Below are 24331 nucleotides of genomic sequence, written 5' to 3'. Positions count from 1 at the left end.
CCGACAGCCATAATTACCGTGTGATAACAATGCGGTAACCCAAATCGACTGCATCCTCATCCAGGAGATGGCCATAGCGTTCCTCCCAGCGCCCGGATTCCAGATCTGCCGCCAGCGTGTCGAGCCCCGCATCGACATTGTCGATCGCCCAGAATGAGGACATGCCTGTGCGAATGCGCGGGTCGAGATAGGCTGCCGGGCGTCGCCAATAGGCGTAGAGAAAGCCGTCCGTGCAATCATGCGGGATTGGCACGGGCACGATATCTACCGGCCCCAGCGCTTCGCCATAGTCCGTCATGCGCGGCATTTGCCCATCATCGAGCGTGACCAGTTCGGGGATATAGTCGTTGAGCCACGCCGATTGATGATCGGCATCGAACGTCAGTATGACAATCCGATCGCGCGCGACCCTTCGCATTTCGGCTGCACCCTGCGCAAAATCTGTCCAGTGATGCACGGTCAGGATTGCCATGGCGGCATCGAAACTGTCGTCGGGGAAGGGCAGCTCTTCGGCAAAGCCCTGGATCGCCTTGGCAGCGCCAGCAGGCCGTTGCTGGATCATTGCGTCCGATGGCTCCAGCGATGTGACATTGCGATCGGCGGGTTCGTAGGAACCGGTTCCGGCACCGACATTCAAAATCGTTTTTGCCGACCCCAATCCCTCGTTGATCATGTCTGCTATGCGCGCATCGGGTTTGCGCAAATCGGAATAGTTGATGCCGATCAGATCATAGGTCGCGTCCATGCCGCCACCTATCATGGGAGCCGAGAGGGGTCACGCGATCCAGGCACAAAAAAGGGCCGGGTGCTATCTAAGCAACCGACCCTTCATTGTTCGTTTTGAAGCGCTTAGCTTGCCGGAAGCAGCTTCTTCTCTTCGGCAATCCGCATCATGGCCTTCTGGATCTTTTCAAAGGCACGCACTTCGATTTGCCGGATACGCTCGCGGGATACACCGTAAACCTGGCTCAGTTCTTCCAGCGTCTGCGGGTCATCGGTCAGCTTGCGCTCGGTGAGAATATGCTGTTCGCGCTCATTGAGCTCACCCATGGCTTCCATCAGCATTTCGCGACGGACATCGGCTTCCTGCTCATTGGCGATCGTCTGATCGTGCAGCGGTTCGTCATCGACGAGCCAATCCTGCCACTGACCTTCGCCATCTTCGCGCATCGGCACGTTGAGCGACGTATCGCCACCCATCGCCATGCGGCGGTTCATGCTGGTCACTTCGGCTTCGGTAACGCCGAGATCGCTCGCAATCTGCTGCACATCTTCCGGCTTCAGATCGCCATCCTCAAATGCGTTGAGACGGGCCTTCATCTTGCGCAGATTGAAGAACAGTTTCTTCTGAGCAGCGGTCGTGCCCATTTTCACCAGGCTCCAGGATCGCAGGATATATTCCTGGATCGATGCCCGGATCCACCACATTGCATAGGTGGCAAGGCGGAAACCGCGATCGGCTTCAAACTTCTTCACGCCCTGCATAAGGCCGATATTGCCTTCCGAAATCAGCTCGGTGACAGGCAGTCCATAGCCGCGATAGCCCATGGCGATTTTCGCCACGAGACGCAGATGTGACGTCACAAGCTGCTGGGCTGCTTCGCGATCGTCATGCTCTTCAAAACGCTTCGCAAGCATATATTCCTCTTCCTGGGACAGGATCGGGAACTTCTTGATTTCGGTCATGTAACGATTGAGGCCTATCTCGCCTCCAATCGCCGGAATTGTAGCAACGGCTTTGGCCATTTCTTACTTTGCTCCTTGAACCTTGCTCGCGGAAAAATATCCCGCAAGTCCTTATATATTATCTACGCTTAATGCCCTGAATAGTTCCTGTATGTCGACCGGGAGATCGCTATCAAAGGCTAAAGCTTCACTTGTCACTGGATGCGTAAAACCTAGGCGTGCAGCATGCAGTGCCTGGCGCCGAAAATCCAGCTTTTTCAGCACGTCCTTTAGGGCAGGTTTGGGACGCCCATAGACGGGATCACCGACCAGGGAATGGCCGATATGCGCCATATGTACGCGAATCTGGTGCGTACGGCCAGTTTCCAGCCGGCACTCGATTAGGGTCGCATCATTCAGCGCCTGCAAACGCCGATATCGCGTGATCGCATGTTTTCCGCGCGGTGGCTCGACAACCGCCATTTTTTGCCGGTTTTGGGTGGAGCGTGCGAGGTTGGTTTCAATTTTATCCTCAGACTTATTCACAAGTTTATACACTATCGCTTTGTAAACGCGATCAATGCTGTGATCGGCAAATTGCTTGGCCAGTCCAACATGGGCCTTGTCCGTCTTCGCCGCGACGATCAGCCCGGATGTATCCTTGTCGATCCGATGGACAATTCCGGGCCTTGCAACACCACCAATTCCGGAGAGGTTTCCGGCGCAATGATGGAGCAGGGCATTGACCAATGTGCCGTCGGCATTGCCGGCTGCGGGGTGGACCACCAATCCCGCGGGTTTGTCGACGATGATGAGGTGATCATCCTCAAACACCACATTGAGCGGAATATCCTGGGCGATGGCCTTTGCTGGTTCGGGCGCAGGCACGGAAACGGTGAATTTCTGCCCTTGCTGGACCTTGTTTTTGGCGTCACGAACCAGCGAACCGTCCGCGGCCTCAACATTTCCGGTAGAAATGAGCTTTTTTAGTCGTTCGCGGGAAAATTGCGGCAAAGCCGCCGCCAATGCGCGATCCAGCCGCCAGCCATCCGATTCGGCGGAAATGCGCGCTTCCAATATCGACATATCCCCCGTCATCGCATAGCAATTTGGGGGTGATCGTAACAATATCAAGGACTGTCGAGCGCCAGATTTTCGCGCATTGTGCGGAATCTTCCGAAATCGAGGCATGCGGCCTGCTGTTCGGCGACGAAAGCTTCATTTCCCGCGCGATAGAGACCCGCAATGTCTCGGCGACCCCTCGCGACAGCTTCGAGATCGATCCGGCGGCTTTATTCGCGGCGATCCGTGCGGAGCGCGATGGCGGGGAGCGGCTAATCGGCCATTATCATTCCCATCCAACCGGCTCCGCCAAACCCTCTGTACGGGATGAGGCGCAAGCTCTGGAGGTTGGCAAGCTGTGGTTGATCGTTGCAGGTCAGGAGATGAAGCTTTGGCGCGCCAATCGGCCCGGTGAGCTTACTTCTGTGGAGCTCGCTCTTGCCAGCCAATCCGGCAAGGGACATTAGGAGCGATACGCATGGGGACAAATCAGGAATTAGCGAGATATGGACAGCAAGAGCGTTGAATTTGCGAGCCTGCTGGCGTCGCGTTTGTGCCACGATCTGTTGAGCCCGATCGGTGCGCTCAATAATGGCATCGAGCTGCTCGCCGACGAACATGATCCGGAAATGCGCGAACGCTGCATGGAGTTGCTGGCCGAAAGTGCCAAGACTTCCGCAACCAAGCTCAAATTCTTCCGCCTCGCCTTTGGCGCTGCCGGCGGTTTCGATGATGAGATCGATAGCCGCGAGGCAAAGACCGCGATCGAAGGCCTGGTCGGCACGCAAGGCCGGGTCGCGCTTGACTGGATGGTCGAAGAACCAAGCATGTCGAAAGCGAAGATCAAGATCCTGCTCAACCTCGCATTGATCGCCGCCGATGCACTGGTGCGCGGCGGTACCTTGCTGGTCGGCGCAGAGGGCGGCGAAATCGTCGTGCGGGCCGAGGGAGACCGGATCGTCCTCGATCCCGAACTCAAAACGGCTTTGCTGGGCAAGACCGAAAGTGAATCGCTTACGCCGCGCGCTGCGGCGGCCTGGCTCGTCCATGTCCTGGTGAGCGAACGATCGGGCGAGGTGCAGGTCTCAGAACCCGAGGATAATGTCCTACTTTTCGGGGTAACCTTCGCCGCTTAGCGCGACCGGTAAACGACATCTTAACCAACAAAGCGCATCAGGGTCGTCTGGCGACTTTCCTGGATGGGCTTGATGGACGAACTTCTCGCTGAATTCATTGCAGAAACCCGAGAAATGCTCGGCACGATTTCGGGCGAAATCGTCGCATGGGAAGCCGATCCGACAGATACCGAGCGCCTCGATGCGGTTTTTCGCTTCGTTCACACCGTCAAAGGCAGCTGCGGATTTCTGGATCTACCGCACATCATGCGGATCAGCCATGAAGCAGAGACAGTCCTTTCGGAGCTCCGCAACGGCAAACGCGAGCCTACCTCTCAGCTGGTCGGCGCGATCCTCGCGATCATCGATCGCATTGGCGATATGGCAGACGCGCTCGAACGCGGCGAGGAAACAGACACGGCAATTGATGACGCATTGATTGGTGCGCTGAACGGCAGCTCCAGCTCGATTGAGGTGAACCCGATTGAAGCTGAGGCACCGCAAACCGAGGTATCGGAAGTCAAGAATCCGGCCCGCAGCATCCGGGTGCCGCTCGAGCTGCTCGATCGATTGATGGGCGGTGTTTCCGATCTGGTGCTCGCAAGGAACGAACTGTCGCGCCAGATCCGTCGCGCACAAGGCGATGACCAGATCGACACGGCCTTTGATCGCATGTCTACATGCGTCGCAGAGATGCGCGACGCGATCACCTGGGCCCGTATGCAGCGGATCGAGAGCTTGTTTGCGGCTCTACCGCGCCTGGTTCGCGATCTCTCCGAAGAATTGGGCAAGTCGGTGACGCTGGAAATTGACGGGACGGATGTCGAGCTTGATCGCGAAATGATCGAGATGCTGCGTGACCCGCTGACCCATATAGTCCGTAACGCGCTTGATCACGGTATCGAGGCGCCAGATGAGCGCGCCGCCGCAAACAAGACCGATGAGGGCGTGCTGCGCATCGCTGCGCGCCAGTCCGGTAATCAGATTCAGATCAGCATCAGCGACGATGGTCGCGGCATCGACCCTGAGAAACTCAAAGAGCGAGCGATCAAAACCGGCACGCTGGCGCGCGAAGACATTCGATCCATGACGGACAACCAGTTGCTGGATCTCGTCTTCCAGCCCGGTCTGTCGACTGCAGATACGGTCAGCACGATTTCCGGACGCGGTGTTGGCATGGACATCGTCCGTTCCAATGTCGAACGGATCGGCGGCACAATCGAGGTTGAAAGCGAGCTGGGCCAGGGGACCAGCTTGTCCATGCTCGTCCCGCTGACACTCACCATCATTCCGGCATTGGTGTTTGGCATTGGTGAACAGCGCTACGCAATTCCACGCTCCAGCATCGAAGAGATTGTATCCCTCAAGAAAGATCGCGCGCGCCTTGAAGAACTGGGTGGAACGATGATCGCCCGGGTGCGTGATGCGCGCCTGCCGGCAGTCCGATTGGCCGAAATATTCGACATCGATAGCGCGGTAGGCGAAGCGAGCCAGGATCAGCATCTCATTATCGTTCGATCCAGTCGCCGCGAACGTTTTGCGATCATGGTTTCAGCGGTTTTTGATCATGAGGAACTGGTTGTGAAACCAGCCGCTCCGGGCATCATGGGTACCGGGGTTTATGCCGGCACAACCTTGCCGGACAACGGATTGCCTCTGCTTCTGCTCGATATCGCAGGGATCGCGTCGATCGCTGGTCTGCGACTGTCGCAAGCGTCACTGGCAACCGAGGACGAGAGCGCAGCACCCGAGAAAATTGAGCGTCCCGACGCGCTGGTCTTTATGGATCTCGATGGTCGGCGCCGGGCGGTGCGAATGGCATTGGTCGAGCGGATCATCGATGCCGATGTGTCCAGCATAGACGAACGGGCCGGCCTGCTTCGCCTGGTGAAAGATGGTGAAACCATTCCCGTTGTGGCCAGCGCACCTTTGCCAGAGAGTGGCATGGTTCGCCTCCTACGTCTGAGCGATGGCACCAACGCGATTACCTATGCCATTGCACCTGGCGCGGCTGACGTTGTGCCGCTGCCCGTTACGTTCGAGCCAGCAGCCCGACCCGGGCGTATCGCCGGTGTTGCCGCTCAAGGGGACGAAGCGGTCGAGCTAATTGATGCCCATTATCTATTTGCCGAATTTGCCGGGGGAGCACCGCGTCAGGAAACCAAGCCGCGCTGCGTTGTCGTCGGCGGCGACGATCACTGGCGGCATGAATTGCTCGCCCCGCTGATCGAGATGGCCGGCTATGAAGTCAGTTTCGACGCAGATGAAACGGCAACCTTGGTAATCGATGCCAGCGAAGCCGATGCGGTGTCCAGCAAACAGGCGGACAATGTCGTCCGCTTATCCTCCGATCCTTCGCCCGGCGCTGGTCGCCTCTACCGCTATGATCGCGCGGCGATTGCTGACGCACTGCAAAAGGCAAGGGGGTAACAATGGATCGTTTGTACCTGATTGCGGAGGCGGGTGGAGAGCATTTCGCAATACCCGCAGAAGCTGTGGAATCTGTGGTTACCGCATCAGATGTGGTTCCAGTTCCGCTGGCGGATCCAATGATCGCCGGTGTCTCCGCGCTGCGCAGCAAAGTCATCACGGTCGTTGATACCGTCGCAGCTATTGAAGGCGGTAGTGCTGCCGTCGCTGCAGGATCTTCGCTTGTTGTCGTGAAGATCGAGGATTTTCTGTACGGACTGGCAGTTGATGATGTGCATGATGTCGTTGATTTTTCGGCCGACCCGGAACGGCTCGGCGCGTCTTTCGCACCCGGATGGCAACGTGTTTCAACAGGCGTAATCGAAATTGAAGATCGCACAATTGTCGTCATTGATCCCGGGGCGCTGCTGACCACTCCCGAGGTGGCGGCGGCCTAATATGAAAATGACCAAAATCGCCATTAACGTGCCGGTTACCGGGCGCTGCTATCCTTGTTGTGGGGGTAAAACGCCGGGAGAGGTCGCTTGAAGAAATGCCTGATCGTTGATGATTCAAAGGTCATCCGCAAGGTTGCCTGCCACATGCTGGAAACATTGGATTTTTCGGTTGCCGAAGCAGAGGATGGCAGCCAAGCGCTTGAGCATGTTCAAGGGGAATCACCGGACATCGTCCTGCTCGACTGGAACATGCCGGTCATGGATGGAATGGAATTTTTGCATGCGCTGCGCGAATTGAAATTAGCCACGCAGCCAAAAGTCATTTTCTGCACAACAGAGAATGATGTCGGCCAGATCCGCCGGGCCATGGATGCCGGCGCCGACGAATATATCATGAAACCATTCGATCGCGAGACGCTCAAAGGCAAGATCGAACTCGTAGAATCAGGTAGCGACTGTGGCCAGCCGGCCTGATCATCCAGCATCCGCGGAACGGGTGCGCAGCGACAAACGCAACGTCCTGATCGTCGACGATTCCGCCGTCGCACGCCTGATCATGCAGCGTGTCATCAGCGAGACCGAACAGTTTCGCGTCGGCGGACATGCCGGCAGCGCGGAAGACGCCTTGCGCCAGCTCCAGACCAAACAAGTCGACCTCGTCGTTCTCGATATTGAAATGCCGGGAATGAATGGCATTGAAGCGATTCCGCATATCATCCGCCAAAGCAATAATACGCCGATCCTGATCGTTTCGTCTCATGCTCGCGAGGGCGCGGAATCGTCGGTACGCGCGATGGCAATGGGCGCAAGTGACATCGCCCTGAAACCAAGCGGTCCTGATGAAAATGCCAAGTTTGCCGAGACTTTGCAGCGGAAAATGATCCGGCTGACCGAAGCGCGCCGCGTGCATCCAATTGCCGGCGAGCGAGTGGCGAAACGGGCCCATGTTCAGCCAGTGCCGGTTAAAAGCTTCGAGCGTCCGATCCAATGCCTGGCAATTGGTGCGTCAACCGGCGGAATCCACGCGCTGTCACAATTTTTCAAAGAACTACCGCGCGATGTGGCAGTCCCGATCTTCGTCACGCAGCACCTTCCGGCAGATTTCATTGTCTATTTTGCCCGCCAACTTGCCAGCATTTCCGGTCGCAAGGCCGTGCCCGCCTTCGATGGACAGCTGGTTACGGGCGATGAAATAATGATCGCGCCTGGCGATGCCCATCTCACTGTCGAACAGATTGATGGTCAGTTACGGGTGATCTTTGATCACGCGCCCGCTCCCCATGGATATTGCCCGTCTGTCGATCCGATGCTTTCCAGCGTTGCGCAGGTTTATGGCGAAGGCGCCATCGGCGTGGTGCTCACCGGCATGGGTCGCGATGGTGCGCTTGGCACGGCCGAGCTCGCCAAATTGGGGGGCGAGATTCTTGTGCAAGATCCCGACAGTTCGGTAATTTGGGGTATGCCGGGCGCAGTGGCCAATCAGGGCATCGCCAACCTTGTCGCACCCCCAATCACTATCGCCCAACACATTGCGGAACGCGCCCGGAACTTCGGATGCAGTTGACAGATTCTGCCCTTAAAGTCCTGTCCGCGCTGCTCGAGGCACGCACCGGTCAACGCTTGTCCGTTGGTCGCCAATGGCGAATTGAAATTGCCTTGGTACCAGTATTGAAACGACACGGTATCAGCGATTGTGATGCCCTGGTTAGCCAGCTTAGTGCGTCGACTGGATCATTGTTGGCCGATGAAACAGTGGACGCCTTGTTGAACAATGAAACCTATTTTTTCCGCGATCAGGCCGCTTTCGCCAAACTACCGCAGCTCATGGAAACAATTGCGCGAGGTCGAACGAAGGACCGCAAAATCCGTGTGTGGAGCGCTGGGTGTTCAACCGGGCAGGAAATTTATTCTCTGGCCATGCAATTTTGTGAGAATGAGGCGTTGTGGAATGGCTGGACGATCGACCTGCTCGGAACCGATATCTCGCGCACGGCAATAGATCAGGCGCGAGAAGGCAATTACAGTCAATTCGAGATTCAACGCGGACTTTCGACCCGCCACATGCTGCGCTGGTTCGAACAGCGTGATGATCGCTGGATTATTGATGATCGCCTGCGCCAGATGGTCAATTTCCGTCGTCATAATGTACTCGATACGCCGCCGCTCGGGCCTTTTGACCTGGTTCTGTGTCGCAACGTGCTTCTTTATTTCCCTGCTGAGAATCGAAGCCGGGCGCTCGCCAATGCTGCCAGGATACTGGCTCCGGACGGGGCGCTTATGCTTGGGGCTGGAGAGACGGTGCTCGGCTATACAGATGCGTTTGAGATCCTTCCGGGCGTTAGCTCTGTGTATCGCTTGGCGCCCGCAACATCACAAACAAATCACAAGGCTGCGTAAGGCTGGCTATTGACCTTGCCGCCGGTTTTGACCGTATTGGCGCACAGAGGTATTTCAATTTGGGATGCCGGATCGCGATGAGGCAAAACTGGTGACGATCGTCGAAACGCCATCGCCGAACTTCAATGACCGCACATTGCCGGTGTCGATGCTGGTCATGCACTATACGGGTATGGTGGATGGGGCTTCGGCTATCCGACGCCTGACAAGTTCGAATGCCGGTGTGTCCGCCCATTATGTCGTAAACGAGGACGGAACGGTGTTGCGCCTTGTCGATGAAGGCAAGCGCGCCTGGCACGCCGGGGTTTCCTATTGGCGCGGGATCACGGATGTGAACTCGGCGAGCATCGGCATCGAAATCGTCAATCCCGGCCATGAGTTTGGCTATCGGCCATTTCCGGCCGACCAGGTGGCCGCAGTTGTTCGCCTCACCGACGAAATTCGCAAGCGGCACGATATTCCGCGCGCCAATGTCGTTGGCCATTCGGATGTCGCACCCTCGCGCAAACAGGATCCTGGCGAGCTGTTTCCATGGGACAAGCTGGCTCGGCTCGGTCACGCCCTGGCAGTTCCCAAGAATGCGACGGTTGATCCGGGCTGGACGGATAGCGCCTTTCTCGTCGCGCTGGAGCGATTCGGATACGATATTGAAGACAAGCTGGCGGTGGTCGTTGCCTTCCAACGCCGGTTTCGACCCGAGCTGATTGACGGAACGATCGATGGCCAGTCCCGCGCCATTCTTTTCCGACTGCTCTTGGATCGCGAGCAAGGCGAGGCTAGATAGGGTGCGCCAGAGGGCCGGGCGGCCGCGGGATAGCAATATCGCGAGGAAAGTCCGGGCTCCATGGACCCACGGTGCCGGATAATGTCCGGCGGGGGCGACCCCAGGGAAAGTGCCACAGAGAGCAGGTCACCCAAGGCTTCGGCCAGAAAGCTTAGGCTTGGTGAAAAGTGAAAGGGTGCGGTAAGAGCGCACCGCGCGCGCCAGCAATGGCCGCGGCACGGCAAACCCCACCGGGAGCAAGACCGAATAGGAATGGCGCATGGGCATGGGTCTTGCCCGTCATTCGGGTTGGTTGCTTGAGGGCGGGAGCAATCCCGTCCCTAGAGGAATGGTCGCACAGGCGGAGTGATCCGCTGGACAGAACCCGGCTTACAGGCCCTCTGGCAGATTATTGAGTGATCTGGGGCACAACGGCCAAACCGCGCCTTTGCTTTACGAATCGAGCATTTTCGTTCACATAAGCCACTGCAGAATAAGGGGGAGGTAATATGAGCTTTATTGATCGCGCAAAAAACATCCTTTTGTCGCCGAAGGATGAATGGAAAAAGATCGACGAAGAAGAAACGACAGCCGGAGCGTTGTTTACTGGATACGCGGTCATTCTCGCGCTGATCCCGGTAATCGGAACCTTGCTGGCAGTTGCCCTGTCGATCGGGGCCTATCGGTATCTTGGGTTCAACTATTTTTTGGTCACAGCGCTCGCTGGCTATGTGATCGGCCTTGGGATTCTCTACCTCATGGGAATCATCGCCAACGCATTGGCACCAAGTTTTGATGGCGAGAAAAGTGACACTTCAGCAATGAAGCTCGTCGTTTACTCGGCTACGCCTGGTTGGATTGCTGGGTTCTTCAACTTCATCCCAGGCATTGGCTTTCTGATCAGCCTTATCGGGTTCGGCTATTCGGCCTATCTTCTGTATCTTGGTAGCCAAGCCACAGTGAAGGTTCCGGAAAACAAGGCGGTAGGTTACACGGCGGTCACGATCATTATCTGGATCGTGCTCTCGATCATCGTTACTGCGGTCATTATCGGTGCGATTGTGTCGGCGTTCATCGGAACCGCGGCACTCACCGGAGCCGCTGCATACCGTTAGAGCGAAAACAGCGCATGAAAATTGTGGCGGGTCATGCCTTTGGCATGGCCCGTTGCTGTTTGAGGCGTTAGAATAGAGACTTATGGCAGGTGCACGTCGATCCAATGACTGGGGTTTTCCCCGCTGGCGCGGTTATGAATCGTCGCGCGATACCGTCGAGGTGCGCCTGTGCGATCGCCACGGATGCGAAGAACCCGGAGACTGTCCGGCACCCAAAGCGCCAAACAGCCCGGAACGCTGGTATTTCTGCGCCAAGCATGCCGGCGAATATAATCGCAACTATAATTATTTCGAAGGCCTGACCAAGGAACAGCGCGAACAACGCACCCATGACGAACAGCGCGATGCGAGCGGGTTTGGACAGGCATCCCATTATGGCTGGGGTGGCCCGGGTGACGGAACGCGCAGCGCCGATGAAATGCGCGCGTTGGAGATATTCGAGCTCGACAGCGATGCCGATTTCAAAGCGGTGAAAAAAGCGTGGCGCGCGCTTGCCAAAGAAAACCATCCTGACGTCAAGCCGGATGACGCCGAGGCTGCAAAGCGATTCCAAGCAGGGCAGGCAGCGTTTGATGTCTTGCGGGTCGCCGAAGAGCGGCGTGAGTGGAAGGGGCCAGACTCCAAGTCCTAGTGGAGCGGTCCGCCCATTACATATTCAGGAATAGCGCTCTGCAGTTTCGCGGATCAGCGCGATCATATTCGGTATTCCCTGAGTCCGGTTTGAGCTCAGCTGGTTCTTCAGGTCGAATGCCGTCAGCGCCTCTTCGATATCAACCGCGCTGATATTCTGGGCCGAACGATCCTGGACCGTCAGCAAGACCAGCGCGATGATTCCTTTGGTAATGGCCGCATTGCTATCTGCCAGGAAATGCAGTCGGCCATCATCGAGTTGTGTCGGGTAGACCCAGACGGCCGCCGAACATCCGCGCACGAGCGTGGCATCGGTTTTCAGCGCATCGGGCATATCCTCCAGCGACTGACCGAGATCGATCAGCAGGCGGTAGCGATCGTCGCTGTCGAGGAATTCATATTCGTCGCGGACATCGTCCAGGGAGGGGAGCTTGGTCATGGCCGCCATGTAGGGGCTGTTCGGCCGGTCGTCACCCCGGCATATTCGCCGGGGCCCCCTCGGGTGGAGTTTCTGGCCGGTCCGAGAAGATTCCGCGGGGCAAGCGGAATGACGAAACGTTAGAGTTCGATGCCAGCGGCAATTGCTTCGAGCTTGCGGACCCGTTCCTTGAGATCAGCGACTTCAATTCGCGATCCTGTTGTCGGCGCCGGCACATCTCCGGAGAGGGCAGCTTGCTGCTGCAGCTCAAGCCGTTTCAGCTCCAGCCAACCGCGCCAGCCTCTGAGGGCCGCGTAGCTTACGATTATCATCCCGATCAATCCGGAAGCCGCAACGGCTAATGTCGGTATCTGATCCTGCATGATTATACCTTTCTTTCCTGAACCTTATCTTCTTCTTGTTAGCCGTGCGTCTTGTCGCGCAGTGCTTCGATTTCCTGTTCGAGGCGGTTGCCCTTGTCGGTCGCGATCCGCTCAAGAACCGCTATCCGATCTTTGAGCTGTCCGATCTCCTGGACCATCCGGTCAGCATCGGGATTGACGAGGTGGCGTGTGTTGCCGTCTTCATCTTCGACGATGCCGTGTTGCGCTCGATATTTGGCGCGCATCACTCCTGAGACTGCGGTGATCAGCACGATTAGGACCACCATGATGGCGACTGTCTCTGGCATGTAATTCCTCCCTGAACCTTTCCGTTTCTAATTTAGCGGCTTGTCGCGCAGATTTTCGATCTGATCGCTGAGATTGTTCGACTGATCCGTGAGGATCCGTTCCAGCGTGGCAACGCGCTGTTCAAGCCGTTCCGTCTTGGCGACATATTGAGCCGCTTTTTCCGCTGTCTCATGCGACGTCATTTCCATTTGCGCCTGCTTGAACTTCGTCCAGCGATCAAAAGCGATGTAGCCGAAGACAATCGATACTGGCATCACGACGACCATGAAGAGAATGGCGAGTGTGTTGAAATCCATTGTTTCAGTCCCTTCCTAGCTCGCCTGCTTGTCGCGCAGAGCGTTGATTTCCTGATCGAGGTTGTAACCGCTGTCGGTGACAATGCGTTCGACGGTAGCGAGGCGATCCTTGAAATCGGCTAGCTCGTCACGCAGTTGCGTGTTTTCCTGACTGAGCAGCTTAATTTCTTCCTTCGATTCACGATCAATCTGAGGTTGTACAGGCTGTCCCCAGGTGCTTTCGAGCGGATAGCCATGTTTGATCCGCATCCAGGTGGTGACTACCCAGCCGACCACGCCAAGCGCCACGACAACGGCAATCATTGGGGCAACGTCAGCCAAGAATTGTGCGCGTTCCGGATCCATTATTTTTCCTCCTGTTTAGCCGTGTCACGGAGATTTTCGATTTCATCCGCAAGCCGTGTGCTGCCATCTGTTGCGATCCGTTCGAGAACAGAGATCCGTTCTTCCAGTCGACCAATCTTGCCCTGCAACTCACCATTCTCATTGGAGAGAAGTTCGATCTTGCGATCATTTTCGGGATCCTTGCGCTGGGTCGAGCCGCCCCACTCATTTTCGAGCGGATAGCCGTGCTTGGCACGGATGGCAGTGGTGATGATCCAGGCGAGGAAACTCATTCCAATAATCGCCAGAACAAAGACCGGACTTCCCCAATTCATACGTAATTTCCTCCCTGAACCTTCTTGCCTGAACCTGTGTCGTGCGCCTTAGCGAAGCGCATCGATCTCCTGGGCCAGACGGGTATTCTTGCTTGTGACCATCAATTCGACATCGGCGAGGCGACGATCAACATCACGGAAACGCGAGCGGATCTCGTTCACAGAACGCCGCGGATTGGCCCGCGTGCCTTGCCAGAATTTTTCTTCTTCCTTGTTCTCGTAAAGGCCGAGCGGTTTGGACGGAGCCAACCAGGCGACGATGAAGTAAACGAGGAACAGCGGTGGGAAGAAGAACAAAGCGGTGACCATGAACCCGATCCGGGTCCAGAGCGTGTCGATGCCCGTATAGTCTGCGACACCGGAACAAACGCCGAGGAACTTCGAATTCTGTTTGTCGAGGTAAAATTTCGTGCGGCGATCATGCATGGTTCGGTCTCCTATTCGTCTTGTCGTTACCGCCGGCGCTCAGCGCGGGCCGTGTCTTTTTCTGGCATCAGCCCTTCCAGGCGATCTTCCATCTGGTCTTCAATCCGGGGCTCGTCGCGGATGCTACGTTCCTGCGCCCATTCCGGGTTATCGGCGGCCATGATCCGTTCGATCGTGTTCATCCGATCATCCAGTCGGCGCGCAGTGTCATAAAGTTCATCCAGCAGATCTTCATCTTCCCGGGTGATTGATCCGGCACGCTTCCATTGGGTGGAATAGTGAAGGATCAGCCAGGGGAGCCCGATGAAGAGCATCCCGACGACGCCGATGGGTACAAGGATATCTTCCATGGTTTAGGCTTCCTTGGTTTCTGAAGGTTTCTTGTTGGCCTTTTTCATGGCCGCGAGCTCGGCTTCGACCTTGTCGCCGGCTTCCAGGTCTTCGATTTCCTGTTCAAGCGTCTTCGGCTGGCCGTTGCCTAACGCAAGTGAATCTGCGCGGCCCTCAGCCATATCTACGTGACGCTCCAGCATTTCGAACCGTGAAAAGGCATCCTGAACCCGGTCGCCATTATAAAGATCGCGCAGTTTGATCTGGTTTTCTGCGGTCTCGAGGCGGGCCGAAATATTGTTCTGGCGGCTGCGTGCTTCCCGCAGTTTGCCCTGAAGTTTGGCGATGTCCTGCTCATAGGCTTTGAGCGATTCATCGAGAATTTCGATTTCGCCGTTGAGGCGGTCAGCCATGTCGCTGGCCTTCTGTTTCTCAACCAGCGCCTGTTTGGCCAGGTCTTCGCGATCCTTGGAGAGAGCAAGCTCAGCTTTGTCTTTCCAGCTTTCCTGCAGCTGTTCGAGCTTCACAATGGAGCGCTTCATCTCTTTCTGATCGGCAATCGTGCGTGCCGCAGAGGCGCGAACTTCAACCAGTGTTTCCTCCATTTCGAGGATGATCATCCGGACCATTTTGGCCGGATCTTCAGCCTTGTCGAGAATGTCGGTGACATTGGCGGCGACTATGTCGCGGGTGCGGGAGAAAATTCCCATGGTAGCTACTCCTAATGTCCCTCTTTAGTTTTGAGCCGGGAAGGGGGAGGGGCTGCCACCTTCCCGGCTTATCTCTATGGCCTAGGCAATACGGCCGGTAACAATAATCATGCCGTCCTGATCCGATTGCAGCTGGACGGGCTGAGCTGTGGTTTCTGCCGGTACTGGACCGACTGTGCCGAGGACGCAGATGCCAGTGACGGCGAGAGCGGCCATTGCGGCGATGATATTCTTGCTGACTTCCCTTGCATTCGTCATCTCTGGTCTCCTGAACCTTGGCCCACGCTGTGGGTGTGAATTTCGCGTTCCGATCTTTTGATCGTTAACGTCCTATTCATAGCAGGGACCGTGCCAAATTTGGAAAAGATAATAAAAACAGTAGTTTGAGCCAAAAAGCATCTATTTCGTGCAGGTGCATATTGCCATTCTTTGGTATTTTACGCTAAAGAGTGGGAATGGAACGCGAAAGCCAATTTGTGGGAGAATCCGGCGCTTTTCTCGATGCTGTCGAGATGGCGAGCCGGGCTGCCGAACTAGATCGCCCTGTCCTCGTAATTGGAGAGCGGGGGACCGGCAAGGAGCTGATTGCCGAACGGCTGCACAGGCTAAGCCGGAGATGGGAAGGGCCCTTGATTACGTTGAACTGCGCGGCCTTGCCTGAAACGTTGATCGAGGCCGAGCTGTTCGGCCATGAAGCGGGTGCCTTTACCGGGGCAACGCGAGCCCGCGCCGGTGCCTTTGAAGAGGCCGATGGCGGGACCTTGTTTCTTGATGAACTGGCGACAATGTCGGCCGCGGCCCAGGAACGGCTGCTTCGCGCTGTAGAATATGGTGAAGTAACGCGCATCGGATCGAACAAACCGCTGCAGGTCGATGCCCGCATTGTCGCGGCTACGAATGAGAATCTGCCGAACCTTGTTGAGCAAAACCGATTCCGGGCCGATCTGCTCGACAGATTGTCGTTCGAGGTTGTTACGCTCCCGCCGCTGCGGGTCCGCGAAAGCGACATATTGATCCTGGCCGACTATTTCGGGCGGCGCATGGGTGTCGAACTGGATTGGCCGGCCTGGCCGGGCTTTGGTGACGATGCGGTTGCTGCTCTTATGGCGCATGATTGGCCGGGCAATGTTCGCGAGCTGCGCAACGTGGTCGAACGGGCTGTGTATCGTTGGGACCGGCATGAGGAGCCGGTCAATAGTATTCAGCTCGATCCGTTTGATTCTCCCTGGCAGATTCCCGCTGCGCCAGAATCTGAAGCTCCGACGCCGAGCGCTGCGCCAGCCCTCCAATCAGAAGCGGAAAAACCGATCGTGTCCGATTTCAAGGGCGCGGTAGAAAGCTATGAAAAAGAGATACTTGAAGGTGCGTTGGAGCGATCGCGCTACAATCAGCGCCAGACGGCCAAGGCATTGGGGCTCAGCTATGATCAGCTGCGTCATGCGCTGAAGCGCCACGACATGATCGGCTGACTCGCCAGTTTGGCGGAAATACGGTATGTTGAGGCAATTCAGAGGAGAATTGCCATGCGTCGATCTTCGCTAGTTGCAGGACTTGCCCTGATCACTCTTGCCAGCGGAAGTGCACATGCCACCATCTCGGTTTTCGGGAATACGACGGCACGCACCTGTTATGAATCTGCACTCAATGAGCGGTCTGGACCCAGTGACATCAGCACGTGCACGGAGGCCATCCAGGATCGGAACATCACCGGTCGCGATCGGGTAGCAAGCTATGTCAATCGTGGGATACTCCACGTCCAGAATGGAAATTTCGAACGGGCCATTGCCGATTATGATGAAGCAATTGAGCTCGATGAGAATGAGCCTGAAGCCTATCTCAACAAAGGTCTCGCACTGCTGCATCAGCGCGCAGCGATGACCGAAGTGGTGGCACTGCTGACCGCAGCCATTGAGAACGGAACCCGCGAACCTGCTTTGGCCTATTATGGTCGCGGTGTGGCTCATGAAATGAATGGCGATGTGTCGGCCGCCTATTTCGATATCCAACGGGCGAGTGACCTTGATCCGGACTGGGATGTCCCGGCCCGGGATTTGACCCGTTTCCGCGTGGTTGGCGGCCAAGGCGGCTAGAATCTAGGCTTTGCGTACTGCGGTTCGTCGTTAGATCCATGCCGTTCGGCGAATAGTAGGGCGGTATTGGGCAGCTTTTTGCGACGATGTCCTGGATTTGATGCATAGTTTGTAGAAGCAAAAGGAGGATGCCATGACCATGATGCTCAAACTTGCCGCAGGCGCGCTTGCAGTCACCACGATCGCTGGTGCGGCCAACGGTGCGGTGCTGGTTGCCGGAAACAGCTCAGCAGAAACATGCTATACGCTCGCTGCCCGCGAAGCGGATAATCGCGGTGCCTTGCGGCCATGTGATTTTGCCCTGCGCGAAGAAGCGCTGACGCGCGAAGATCGCATTGCCACCTATGTTAATCGTGGCATTATTCAGTTCCATCGTGGCCAATATGATCTTGCTCTGGCCGATTTCGACGAGGCGCTCGAAATGGATGCGGAACAGCCCGAAGCGATGCTCAACAAAGCGATCGTGCTGATGCGCCGTGACGAGCGCGGTGAAGAGGCTCTGCCTTACTTTACGCGCGCGCTTGAGCTGGGAACCCAATCCCCGGCCGTTGCCCATTATGGCCGCGGCCTTGCGCATCATCTGACGGGCGATCTTACGTCCGCCTATATTGACATTCTGACGGCAACAGAGCTGGCCCCGGAATGGGAAGCGCCGCGTAACGATCTCGATAATTATATTGTCGAACCAAATAGCTAAGCGGTTCAGACCCGCTCAATTAGCGTCGAAAAGGCCGTCCTGGTGAACGCTGGGGCGGTTTTTTCTTTTTGTGCAGGCTGAACATGATTTCTCAATATCCATGGTAGATATACTTGAACCGGCCCAGCGATATGGCCATGACGGTCAAGACCAAGAGGAGACAGTTCCATGGCGTTTGAATTGCCCGACCTTCCTTATGCAAAGGAAGCATTTGGCGAACTGATTTCGGCCAAAACTTTTGAGTTCCATCACGGCAAGCATCATCAAGGCTATGTGAACAAGACCAATGCCGCGATCGAAGGCGGTGATCTGGCAGAGGCAAAGCTTTCTGAAGTGATCCTTGCCGCCAAGGGTGCGGGCAATGGCGGGCTGTTCAACAATGCTGCCCAAGTGTGGAATCACAGTTTTTATTGGAAATGCTTGAGCCCCGAAAAGCAAAGGCCTTCAGGCGCACTGGCTGCGCATATTGAGGATTGTTTCGGATCGACCAGCGAGATGCTGGACGCGCTAAAGGCCGAGGCGCGCGGTCATTTCGCCAGTGGCTGGGCGTGGCTGATATTCAACGGCGACAAGCTTGAGATCACATCGCTCCACGATGCGGATACACCGGTTGCGTATGAGGGGATGAAACCTCTGTTTACGTTGGATGTGTGGGAACATGCCTATTATCTGGATTATCAGAATGGGCGAGGCGACTATATCGAAGCGATCCTGGAAAATGCCGTCAATTGGGAGTTCGTTGCCCAAAATCTCGATGGCGAGGGCGTATCGCGCGCGGACCAGGGCTAACGCTTAGCGCCCCGGCCACTCGGAACCATTATTCGTGGGCGTCAGGGATCGGCACATCGTCTTTGTCTTCGACATCCAGTCCATTTTTCAGCAGCATGGGTACGTTCGCGATCGCAAAGATCAATGTCAGCGGAATCGCGCCCCATAGCTTGAAACCAATCCAGAAATCCGTGCTGAAATTGCGCCACACGGCCTCGTTAAGCACTGCCATGCCGAGAAAGAAAATCGCCCAGTTTCGCGAAAGCAGGTTCCATCCCCGCTCCGTCAGCCCCGGATAGGCACTTCCCAGTAACGCCTGGAGCGTCGGCCGCTTAGTCAACAGTCCGCCGATTAGCAGCAGCGCGATAAAGACGTAGTAGATGGTCGGCTTGATCTTGATGAATGTCTCATCGCGCAGGAGCAAAGTTACCCCTCCGAAGATCAGCACCATTGCGCCGGAAAAGAGCAGCATGGGCGAAATCTTGCCGACCTTGGTCCAAGAATAAATCATTGCCGCCATCATCGCGGCCATGAAGGCAGCCGTGGCGTAGAATATGCTAAAAGGTGCCGGTGCGAGATAATTGACGACAAAGAAGACAAGCACCGGACCGAAATCCAACGCCATGCGCATACCCGAAGACAGCTCTTTATCCGCCGCTTTCTCTTTGTCACTCATACGCTACGCTCCATCAAACTCATCCGCGGCAGTAATCGCGCGGGCCACCGCTCTGGGATCAAACGGCCGCAAATCTTCCAAGGTCTCGCCAACGCCAATGGCATGGATCGGCAATCCGAATTTTTCAGCCGCAGCGACCAGAACACCGCCGCGCGCCGTGCCGTCCAGCTTTGTCATAACAAGCCCGGTGACATTGGCCACTTCTTTGAACACTTCGATCTGCGATAGGGCATTCTGGCCAGTCGTCGCATCGAGGACGAGAATTACGTTGTGCGGCGCCTGGTCATTTAACCGCCCAAGAACACGACGAATTTTGGATAGCTCATCCATCAGGTGACTCTTGTTTTGAAGCCGTCCGGCTGTATCGACAATCAACACATCCGTGCCGATTTCGGTGCCTTGCTTCACCCCCTCGAAGACCAGACTGGCCGCGTCACCACCTTCATCACCAGCTATAATCGGAACATCGAGCCGGTCGGCCCATATCTTTAGCTGGCCAATAGCGGCTGCGCGAAACGTATCGCCTGCCACGAGCATCACATTATAGTCATCCTCGAGGAACAGATGCCCTAACTTTGCGATGGTCGTGGTCTTGCCTGATCCGTTGACCCCAATCACCAGCATGACTTGCGGTCGCGGAAAGGCGTCGATCTCCAGCGGTACGGCCACCGGACGAAGGATCGCTTCAAGCTCTTCTGCGACGATTTCGCGGATATCCAGTTCCGACAGGTGTCTATCAAACCGACCTGATGCCAGCCGGTCGCGAACACGCGCTGCGACGGACGGGCCAAGATCAGAGGCAATCAGTGCCTCCTCAATCTCGTCCAGCGTCTCTTCGTCCAGTTTTTCCTTGGTGACCAATCCAGCAAGATTGCCGCCCAGCCGATCCGATGTGCGCTTGAAGCCGAAACGCAGCTTCTCGCCCCAGCCTTTTTGTTCGCTCACACTGGTTCCCCGACAAGTTTCCCGTTCTCGATACCGGTAATGCGACTGCGAACCGTTTGGCCGACTATTGCCTCACCGGTCACCGAAGCCTGGGAGATCATCACATCAGCGAAGTTTTCCCCATGGCCGTAACCGTCTTTGCGTTCGATCAGGACATTTTGCTCGGTCTTTACAAGCTGTTCCAGAAAGGCGGCCTTTTGACGCGCTGTGGCTTCACGCAGCCGCTCGGCGCGTGCTTTGCGCGCAGGCACGGGAACTTGCGGCATCTTCGCTGCTGGCGTCCCGCGGCGTGCCGAGTAAGGGAAGATATGACCGAATACGATCTGGCAATCATCGACGAGCGCTAAGGTATTGGCTGCCATCTCGTCACTTTCCGTGGGAAAGCCTGCGATAATATCGGCGCCAATCGCGATTTCGGGCCGTGCAGCCTTGAGGCGCGCAACCATCTCGACAGACTGCGCGCGGCTGTGGCGCCGTTTCATCCGCTTGAGGATCATGTCGTCTCCCGCTTGGAGCGATAGATGAAGGTGCGGCATGAAACGTGGCTCGCTCGTGATGATCTCAAACAGCCGATCATCAATTTCGATGGAATCGAGCGAAGACAGGCGGAGCCGTTGCAGATCTGGGACGCCATTCAGGATGCGCTCTACGAGTAGGCCAAGGCTTGGGCTTCCCGGCAGGTCCGGACCGTAGCTGGTGACATCGACGCCGGTTAGCACGACTTCCTGAAAGCCTTCATCAACCAGCGCCTTGATGCGCTCGACCACGAGACCCGCTGGGACAGATCGGCTATTCCCGCGGCCATAGGGGATCACGCAAAAGGTGCAGCGATGATCACAGCCATTTTGCACTTCGACAAAGGCGCGGGCGCGATCGGAAAAGCCGGTGACGAGATGCGGGGCGGTTTCGCGCACTGCCATGATATCTGAGACTAGTGAACGATCACTGGCGAAGCTCTCCGGCATCATCTTGTCACGATTGCCAAGCAACCGGCTGACCTCTGGCATTTCGGCGAAGGTTTCCGGTTCAGTCTGAACCGCGCAGCCGGTGACAACAATTTCTGCGTCTGGTCGCGCGCGCCGTGCCTTGCGGATTTGCTGGCGTGTCTTGCGCACGGCTTCAGCTGTAACAGCGCAGCTATTGACGATTACGAGATCGTCGCGGTCCGAAGCCATTGCGCGCATCGCCTCGCTCTCGGCAAAATTGAGCCGGCAACCAAGGGTTATGAGTTCTGGGCCGCTCATGCGAACGCCTCAATGTCGAATTCACCGGAAAAGACATGGGTCGCTGGGCCGGTCATCTGGATCGTACCGCCTGGAGACCAGCTGATGTGTAGATCGCCGCCTGGCAATTGTACGGTGGTTTCTCCATCGACAAGTTTGCGGCGGATAGCAGCGACCGTCGTTGCGCATGCTCCGGTGCCGCAGGCTCGCGTTAATCCGGCGCCGCGCTCCCATACTCTCAATGTGATGCTGTTATCAGCTTCAACAGTCGCGACATTTACGTTGACGCGCTCAGGAAACAGCGGATCGGTCTCGATCAATGGCCCGAGCCGTTCAAGATCAATCGCGGCGATATCATCGACAAAGAAGATGACATGGGGATTGCCGACATTGACGGCGACCGGGTTCTCCAACGATTCCCAGCCAACGGGCATGGCGAGCGTGTCCATCGCATAGGCGAGGGGGATCTTGTCCCAATCGAACTGCGGTTCGCCCATATCCAGTGTTGCGCCTTCATCTGTCAGGCTTCCAGATATAGGGCCGCCATTGGTGTCGATTGACGGTGTGTCACCCAAGAGCAGCGTTACACAGCGCGCTGCATTGCCACAGGCCTCCACTTCGCCACCATCTGCATTGAAAATACGCATACGCACATCAGCAATGTCTGACGGTTCCAGGACGATCAATTGATCACAACCAATGCCGGTGCGGCGATCGGCTATTTCGCGCGCCAGCATTTGCGTCATTGCAACAGGCTGCGTTCGTCCATCGATAATGACAAAGTCATTGCCGAGTCCGTGCATCTTGTGAAATGCCAAAGGTTCAGAAGTTTGACGCATGGCGCGCGATTTAGGGTTGGGAAGCCCCTGTGTCTACTTGAAGGCGTGATTATCGACCGCCCTGATCGGCGCTGGGCTATGCTGTCTTGCGCAGTTTACGAAGGTCATCAAGCGCTTCTTCGGCAACTTCTTCGGTCGGGCGAGGATTGAGCTTGTCCTGATCCGCCAGCAAACGCCGAGTTTGGCCAATCGCCATCGGCTTGCCGAAATGCCAGCCCTGCCCAGCCATGGAGCCGAGATTTTTAAGGCTCTCTTCAATCTGTTCGTTTTCGATGCCTTCCGCGGTCACAGGCAAGCCCAAGCTGGATCCAAGTCGCGTAATCGCATCAACGATCGCTGCGCTTTCATTGTCGTCATTGATCGACGTTACAAAGCTGCGATCAATCTTGATCCGGTCGAACGGCAGCGCTCTGAGATGGGCGAGGCTTGAATAGCCGGTGCCGAAATCGTCAAGGGCGACGCGAATGCCCTGGTTCTTGAGGCTGGAAATGATCGATTGCGCAATGCCCAGATTATCGAACAAGGCTGTTTCCGTAATCTCAATTTCCAGCCGGCTGGGCGGGAAATTGGTTTCGGTCAGCAGTTTGATGACCTTTTGCGCCAGCCAGGGATCCTTGAGCTGCGCCGGGGAAATATTGACCGACAACGTAAGATTTTGGTCCCAATCCCGGGCCTCGACAAAGGCCTGCGACATGACGCATTCGGACAGTTCGCCGATTAGTCCGCATTCTTCGGCCACCGGAATAAACTCGTCCGGCATGATGATGCCGCGCGTCGGATGTTCCCAACGAGCGAGCACTTCGAAACCATGCAGTTTGCCGGTCATCAGATCGATTTGCTGCTCATAATATGGTTTGAACTCACCGGCAGGAATGCCTTTGCGCATGCCAGCTTCAACGCGATTACGTTCCTCAAGCAGCCGCTCCATGCTGCCGTCGAACCATACGGCCCGGTTCTTGCCCTGATGCTTGGCCGCATACATGGCGATATCAGCGCGGCGCAGCAGCGTCTCAATACCGTTACAATCATGATCCGAACGGGCGATACCCACCGATGCACTCGTCTGGATGGATTGGTTCTCGATGTCGAACGGCAGCGATATGCGTTCGATAAGTTCATCCGCCACTGCATCGACAGCGGCCGGATTGGTTGGGTCAAATTGGAAAGCGGCCGCGAATTCGTCACCGCCAAGGCGTGCGCCAAGCGCCGAGCCGGGCAGGGCGCTCATAATCCGTTTGCCAACTTCGCGCAGCAATACGTCGCCGACATGATGGCCATTGAGGTCATTGATATATTTGAAACTGTCGAGATCAATGACGAACATTGCGACCACGCGATTGCGGTCCTTCGATCGACTGAGCATTGAAGCTGCCTCGGCGCTCAGCGCGCGGCGATTGAGAAATCCGGTGAGCGGGTCGCGCAGCGCAAGCATCCGTGCGCGCTTAGCTGCATCTTTGTGTGACCGGATCTGGACGCTCACTTCATTGTGATGGCGCCAGCCAATCAGGATCAGGGCGATATTGAGGATCAGTGCCACAGCCAGAACTGGGTCTCGGGTTGATGCGGTCCCGGCGATGATATTGGCGATCACTTCGCCACCAAGAGCAGCGAACATCACGATGGTTGTCACCGCAATCGAACCCGAAATCAGGGCGCGTGGCGTCCTCATCCCTTGGGTTGGTGCGTCGGATGGCTTGGCTACCCCAGCGAGAGTATCGCTATCGCCCATAATCTAAGTCCCCATTAACTACATGTCTCCATCGCACGAACGGAGTGAAGACCGGGTTAATTGCGCCGATTCCAGACTTTCCCTTGTAAATTGCGATTATGCGCAGTATTTGCGCCCCTCAGTTCCGCAAGGAATGCACTAAGCGCGCCCAAATGGCGTACGCTGGCCGGCGAGGTTTCGCCCGCCGGCGTTTTTTGCGTTATGCGTGGAATGGAAAGG

At 56.5% G+C, this 24331-nt stretch carries 32 protein-coding genes and 1 other RNA gene; 15 read left to right on the top strand and 18 right to left on the bottom strand.

The window, feature by feature from the left end; genetic code table 11:
* Positions 1-13: 13 nt before the first annotated feature.
* From HFP51_RS05175 to HFP51_RS05165, 3 genes are all read right to left on the bottom strand, one after another.
* Positions 14-745 (bottom strand): class I SAM-dependent methyltransferase, encoded by a 732-nt coding sequence (locus HFP51_RS05175; RefSeq protein WP_176874680.1) that lies wholly within the window; start codon positions 743-745, stop codon positions 14-16.
* Positions 746-849: 104 nt separating this feature from the next.
* Positions 850-1746 (bottom strand): RNA polymerase sigma factor RpoH, encoded by an 897-nt coding sequence (rpoH, locus tag HFP51_RS05170; protein WP_176874679.1) that lies wholly within the window; start codon positions 1744-1746, stop codon positions 850-852.
* 51 nt (positions 1747-1797) lie between these two features.
* Positions 1798-2763 (bottom strand): RluA family pseudouridine synthase, encoded by a 966-nt coding sequence (locus tag HFP51_RS05165; protein ID WP_176874678.1) that lies wholly within the window; start codon positions 2761-2763, stop codon positions 1798-1800.
* Between the two features lie 17 nt (positions 2764-2780).
* Between HFP51_RS05165 and HFP51_RS05160 the strand changes: the two genes are divergently transcribed.
* From HFP51_RS05160 to HFP51_RS05110, 11 genes are all read left to right on the top strand, one after another.
* Positions 2781-3194 carry a Mov34/MPN/PAD-1 family protein gene (locus tag HFP51_RS05160; protein WP_370462942.1) on the top strand — a complete coding sequence of 138 codons (414 nt, stop codon included), beginning with the start codon at positions 2781-2783 and terminating at the stop codon, positions 3192-3194.
* A gap of 39 nt (positions 3195-3233) precedes the next feature.
* Entirely contained in the window at positions 3234-3863 is a 630-nt protein-coding gene (locus HFP51_RS05155) for a histidine phosphotransferase family protein (protein WP_176874676.1), read from the top strand.
* Positions 3864-3935: 72 nt separating this feature from the next.
* Complete coding sequence (locus tag HFP51_RS05150; RefSeq protein WP_176874675.1) at positions 3936-6272, top strand: chemotaxis protein CheA; 2337 nt, start codon at positions 3936-3938, stop codon at positions 6270-6272.
* A gap of 2 nt (positions 6273-6274) precedes the next feature.
* Positions 6275-6709, top strand: coding sequence for a chemotaxis protein CheW (locus HFP51_RS05145; RefSeq protein ID WP_176874674.1), 435 nt, complete (start codon positions 6275-6277; stop codon positions 6707-6709).
* A gap of 87 nt (positions 6710-6796) precedes the next feature.
* Complete coding sequence (locus HFP51_RS05140) at positions 6797-7183, top strand: response regulator (protein WP_176874673.1); 387 nt, start codon at positions 6797-6799, stop codon at positions 7181-7183.
* On the top strand, positions 7167-8273 hold the full coding sequence (cheB, locus tag HFP51_RS05135) for a chemotaxis-specific protein-glutamate methyltransferase CheB (RefSeq protein ID WP_176874672.1): 1107 nt from the start codon (positions 7167-7169) through the stop codon (positions 8271-8273). Before HFP51_RS05140 ends, cheB begins: the two co-directional genes overlap by 17 nt.
* A complete protein-coding gene (locus tag HFP51_RS05130; protein ID WP_176874671.1) occupies positions 8264-9106 on the top strand; it encodes a protein-glutamate O-methyltransferase CheR in 843 nt (280 codons plus the stop codon). The genes cheB and HFP51_RS05130 overlap by 10 nt, the downstream gene beginning before the upstream one ends.
* Positions 9107-9170: 64 nt before the next feature.
* The gene (locus HFP51_RS05125; protein ID WP_176874670.1) at positions 9171-9890 is read left to right on the top strand and encodes an N-acetylmuramoyl-L-alanine amidase; all 720 of its coding nucleotides are present in this window, start codon (positions 9171-9173) and stop codon (positions 9888-9890) included.
* Between the two features lie 6 nt (positions 9891-9896).
* An RNA gene (rnpB, locus tag HFP51_RS05120) (RNase P RNA component class A) lies at positions 9897-10278 on the top strand.
* 100 nt (positions 10279-10378) lie between these two features.
* The gene (locus tag HFP51_RS05115) at positions 10379-10984 is read left to right on the top strand and encodes a Yip1 family protein (protein WP_176874669.1); all 606 of its coding nucleotides are present in this window, start codon (positions 10379-10381) and stop codon (positions 10982-10984) included.
* A gap of 82 nt (positions 10985-11066) precedes the next feature.
* Complete coding sequence (locus tag HFP51_RS05110) at positions 11067-11615, top strand: J domain-containing protein (protein WP_176874668.1); 549 nt, start codon at positions 11067-11069, stop codon at positions 11613-11615.
* 24 nt (positions 11616-11639) lie between these two features.
* On the opposite strand, the gene HFP51_RS05105 is transcribed toward HFP51_RS05110, so the two are convergent.
* The 10 genes from HFP51_RS05105 to HFP51_RS05060 all read right to left on the bottom strand — a co-directional run bounded on the left by HFP51_RS05105 (position 11640) and on the right by HFP51_RS05060 (position 15403).
* Positions 11640-12062 (bottom strand): SufE family protein, encoded by a 423-nt coding sequence (locus HFP51_RS05105; RefSeq protein WP_370462941.1) that lies wholly within the window; start codon positions 12060-12062, stop codon positions 11640-11642.
* A 110-nt stretch (positions 12063-12172) separates the two neighbouring features.
* Positions 12173-12415: a hypothetical protein gene (locus HFP51_RS05100; RefSeq protein ID WP_176874666.1), complete on the bottom strand. Its 243-nt coding sequence runs from the start codon at positions 12413-12415 to the stop codon at positions 12173-12175.
* Between the two features lie 38 nt (positions 12416-12453).
* Positions 12454-12723, bottom strand: a complete 270-nt coding sequence (locus tag HFP51_RS05095; protein ID WP_255454888.1) for a hypothetical protein — start codon at positions 12721-12723, stop codon at positions 12454-12456.
* A gap of 27 nt (positions 12724-12750) precedes the next feature.
* Entirely contained in the window at positions 12751-13020 is a 270-nt protein-coding gene (locus tag HFP51_RS05090) for a hypothetical protein (RefSeq protein ID WP_176874665.1), read from the bottom strand.
* A 15-nt stretch (positions 13021-13035) separates the two neighbouring features.
* Positions 13036-13365 (bottom strand): hypothetical protein, encoded by a 330-nt coding sequence (locus tag HFP51_RS05085; RefSeq protein WP_176874664.1) that lies wholly within the window; start codon positions 13363-13365, stop codon positions 13036-13038.
* A complete protein-coding gene (locus HFP51_RS05080) occupies positions 13365-13679 on the bottom strand; it encodes a hypothetical protein (RefSeq protein WP_176874663.1) in 315 nt (104 codons plus the stop codon). The genes HFP51_RS05085 and HFP51_RS05080 overlap by 1 nt, the downstream gene beginning before the upstream one ends.
* 48 nt (positions 13680-13727) lie before the next feature.
* On the bottom strand, positions 13728-14105 hold the full coding sequence (gene pspC, locus HFP51_RS05075; RefSeq protein WP_176874662.1) for an envelope stress response membrane protein PspC: 378 nt from the start codon (positions 14103-14105) through the stop codon (positions 13728-13730).
* A gap of 26 nt (positions 14106-14131) precedes the next feature.
* A complete protein-coding gene (gene pspB / locus HFP51_RS05070) occupies positions 14132-14455 on the bottom strand; it encodes an envelope stress response membrane protein PspB (RefSeq protein WP_176874661.1) in 324 nt (107 codons plus the stop codon).
* A 3-nt stretch (positions 14456-14458) separates the two neighbouring features.
* Entirely contained in the window at positions 14459-15145 is a 687-nt protein-coding gene (gene pspA, locus HFP51_RS05065) for a phage shock protein PspA (protein WP_176874660.1), read from the bottom strand.
* A gap of 81 nt (positions 15146-15226) precedes the next feature.
* Positions 15227-15403, bottom strand: a complete 177-nt coding sequence (locus HFP51_RS05060) for a hypothetical protein (RefSeq protein ID WP_176874659.1) — start codon at positions 15401-15403, stop codon at positions 15227-15229.
* Positions 15404-15600: 197 nt separating this feature from the next.
* On the opposite strand from HFP51_RS05060, the gene pspF reads away from it, so the two are divergent.
* From pspF to HFP51_RS05040, 4 genes are all read left to right on the top strand, one after another.
* Positions 15601-16614, top strand: a complete 1014-nt coding sequence (pspF, locus tag HFP51_RS05055; RefSeq protein WP_176874658.1) for a phage shock protein operon transcriptional activator — start codon at positions 15601-15603, stop codon at positions 16612-16614.
* 54 nt (positions 16615-16668) lie between these two features.
* Positions 16669-17235 (top strand): tetratricopeptide repeat protein, encoded by a 567-nt coding sequence (locus HFP51_RS05050; RefSeq protein ID WP_176874657.1) that lies wholly within the window; start codon positions 16669-16671, stop codon positions 17233-17235.
* Between the two features lie 133 nt (positions 17236-17368).
* Entirely contained in the window at positions 17369-17932 is a 564-nt protein-coding gene (locus tag HFP51_RS05045; protein ID WP_176874656.1) for a tetratricopeptide repeat protein, read from the top strand.
* Positions 17933-18100: 168 nt separating this feature from the next.
* Positions 18101-18721, top strand: a complete 621-nt coding sequence (locus HFP51_RS05040; RefSeq protein WP_176874655.1) for a superoxide dismutase — start codon at positions 18101-18103, stop codon at positions 18719-18721.
* A 28-nt stretch (positions 18722-18749) separates the two neighbouring features.
* On the opposite strand, the gene HFP51_RS05035 is transcribed toward HFP51_RS05040, so the two are convergent.
* From HFP51_RS05035 to HFP51_RS05015, 5 genes are all read right to left on the bottom strand, one after another.
* Complete coding sequence (locus HFP51_RS05035) at positions 18750-19376, bottom strand: septation protein A (RefSeq protein ID WP_176874654.1); 627 nt, start codon at positions 19374-19376, stop codon at positions 18750-18752.
* A gap of 3 nt (positions 19377-19379) precedes the next feature.
* Positions 19380-20321 carry a signal recognition particle-docking protein FtsY gene (gene ftsY, locus HFP51_RS05030; RefSeq protein ID WP_176874653.1) on the bottom strand — a complete coding sequence of 314 codons (942 nt, stop codon included), beginning with the start codon at positions 20319-20321 and terminating at the stop codon, positions 19380-19382.
* Entirely contained in the window at positions 20318-21565 is a 1248-nt protein-coding gene (gene mtaB, locus HFP51_RS05025; RefSeq protein ID WP_176874652.1) for a tRNA (N(6)-L-threonylcarbamoyladenosine(37)-C(2))-methylthiotransferase MtaB, read from the bottom strand. The genes ftsY and mtaB overlap by 4 nt, the downstream gene beginning before the upstream one ends.
* The gene (dapF, locus tag HFP51_RS05020; protein ID WP_176874651.1) at positions 21562-22383 is read right to left on the bottom strand and encodes a diaminopimelate epimerase; all 822 of its coding nucleotides are present in this window, start codon (positions 22381-22383) and stop codon (positions 21562-21564) included. Before dapF ends, mtaB begins: the two co-directional genes overlap by 4 nt.
* A gap of 76 nt (positions 22384-22459) precedes the next feature.
* Entirely contained in the window at positions 22460-24112 is a 1653-nt protein-coding gene (locus HFP51_RS05015) for a bifunctional diguanylate cyclase/phosphodiesterase (RefSeq protein WP_176874650.1), read from the bottom strand.
* Positions 24113-24331 lie beyond the last annotated feature (219 nt).

The sequence above is a fragment of the Parasphingopyxis sp. CP4 genome, from assembly GCF_013378055.1.
Taxonomy (GTDB): Bacteria; Pseudomonadota; Alphaproteobacteria; order Sphingomonadales; family Sphingomonadaceae; genus Parasphingopyxis.
This window is presented reverse-complemented; position numbering and strand designations above follow the sequence as displayed.

What these genes read in the sequence shown, in the direction of transcription:
- HFP51_RS05175 (WP_176874680.1), bottom strand. Translation starts at nt 745, where the DNA reads ATGGACGCGACCTATGATCTGATCGGCATCAACTATTCCGATTTGCGC.
- rpoH (WP_176874679.1), bottom strand. Translation starts at nt 1,746, where the DNA reads ATGGCCAAAGCCGTTGCTACAATTCCGGCGATTGGAGGCGAGATAGGC.
- HFP51_RS05165 (WP_176874678.1), bottom strand. Translation starts at nt 2,763, where the DNA reads ATGACGGGGGATATGTCGATATTGGAAGCGCGCATTTCCGCCGAATCG.
- HFP51_RS05155 (WP_176874676.1), top strand. Translation starts at nt 3,234, where the DNA reads ATGGACAGCAAGAGCGTTGAATTTGCGAGCCTGCTGGCGTCGCGTTTG.
- HFP51_RS05150 (WP_176874675.1), top strand. Translation starts at nt 3,936, where the DNA reads ATGGACGAACTTCTCGCTGAATTCATTGCAGAAACCCGAGAAATGCTC.
- HFP51_RS05145 (WP_176874674.1), top strand. Translation starts at nt 6,275, where the DNA reads ATGGATCGTTTGTACCTGATTGCGGAGGCGGGTGGAGAGCATTTCGCA.
- HFP51_RS05130 (WP_176874671.1), top strand. Translation starts at nt 8,264, where the DNA reads ATGCAGTTGACAGATTCTGCCCTTAAAGTCCTGTCCGCGCTGCTCGAG.
- HFP51_RS05125 (WP_176874670.1), top strand. Translation starts at nt 9,171, where the DNA reads ATGCCGGATCGCGATGAGGCAAAACTGGTGACGATCGTCGAAACGCCA.
- HFP51_RS05115 (WP_176874669.1), top strand. Translation starts at nt 10,379, where the DNA reads ATGAGCTTTATTGATCGCGCAAAAAACATCCTTTTGTCGCCGAAGGAT.
- HFP51_RS05110 (WP_176874668.1), top strand. Translation starts at nt 11,067, where the DNA reads ATGGCAGGTGCACGTCGATCCAATGACTGGGGTTTTCCCCGCTGGCGC.
- HFP51_RS05105 (WP_370462941.1), bottom strand. Translation starts at nt 12,062, where the DNA reads ATGGCGGCCATGACCAAGCTCCCCTCCCTGGACGATGTCCGCGACGAA.
- HFP51_RS05100 (WP_176874666.1), bottom strand. Translation starts at nt 12,415, where the DNA reads ATGCAGGATCAGATACCGACATTAGCCGTTGCGGCTTCCGGATTGATC.
- HFP51_RS05095 (WP_255454888.1), bottom strand. Translation starts at nt 12,723, where the DNA reads ATGCCAGAGACAGTCGCCATCATGGTGGTCCTAATCGTGCTGATCACC.
- HFP51_RS05090 (WP_176874665.1), bottom strand. Translation starts at nt 13,020, where the DNA reads ATGGATTTCAACACACTCGCCATTCTCTTCATGGTCGTCGTGATGCCA.
- HFP51_RS05085 (WP_176874664.1), bottom strand. Translation starts at nt 13,365, where the DNA reads ATGGATCCGGAACGCGCACAATTCTTGGCTGACGTTGCCCCAATGATT.
- HFP51_RS05080 (WP_176874663.1), bottom strand. Translation starts at nt 13,679, where the DNA reads ATGAATTGGGGAAGTCCGGTCTTTGTTCTGGCGATTATTGGAATGAGT.
- pspC (WP_176874662.1), bottom strand. Translation starts at nt 14,105, where the DNA reads ATGCATGATCGCCGCACGAAATTTTACCTCGACAAACAGAATTCGAAG.
- pspB (WP_176874661.1), bottom strand. Translation starts at nt 14,455, where the DNA reads ATGGAAGATATCCTTGTACCCATCGGCGTCGTCGGGATGCTCTTCATC.
- pspA (WP_176874660.1), bottom strand. Translation starts at nt 15,145, where the DNA reads ATGGGAATTTTCTCCCGCACCCGCGACATAGTCGCCGCCAATGTCACC.
- HFP51_RS05060 (WP_176874659.1), bottom strand. Translation starts at nt 15,403, where the DNA reads ATGACGAATGCAAGGGAAGTCAGCAAGAATATCATCGCCGCAATGGCC.
- pspF (WP_176874658.1), top strand. Translation starts at nt 15,601, where the DNA reads ATGGAACGCGAAAGCCAATTTGTGGGAGAATCCGGCGCTTTTCTCGAT.
- HFP51_RS05050 (WP_176874657.1), top strand. Translation starts at nt 16,669, where the DNA reads ATGCGTCGATCTTCGCTAGTTGCAGGACTTGCCCTGATCACTCTTGCC.
- HFP51_RS05045 (WP_176874656.1), top strand. Translation starts at nt 17,369, where the DNA reads ATGACCATGATGCTCAAACTTGCCGCAGGCGCGCTTGCAGTCACCACG.
- HFP51_RS05040 (WP_176874655.1), top strand. Translation starts at nt 18,101, where the DNA reads ATGGCGTTTGAATTGCCCGACCTTCCTTATGCAAAGGAAGCATTTGGC.
- HFP51_RS05035 (WP_176874654.1), bottom strand. Translation starts at nt 19,376, where the DNA reads ATGAGTGACAAAGAGAAAGCGGCGGATAAAGAGCTGTCTTCGGGTATG.
- mtaB (WP_176874652.1), bottom strand. Translation starts at nt 21,565, where the DNA reads ATGAGCGGCCCAGAACTCATAACCCTTGGTTGCCGGCTCAATTTTGCC.
- dapF (WP_176874651.1), bottom strand. Translation starts at nt 22,383, where the DNA reads ATGCGTCAAACTTCTGAACCTTTGGCATTTCACAAGATGCACGGACTC.
- HFP51_RS05015 (WP_176874650.1), bottom strand. Translation starts at nt 24,112, where the DNA reads ATGGGCGATAGCGATACTCTCGCTGGGGTAGCCAAGCCATCCGACGCA.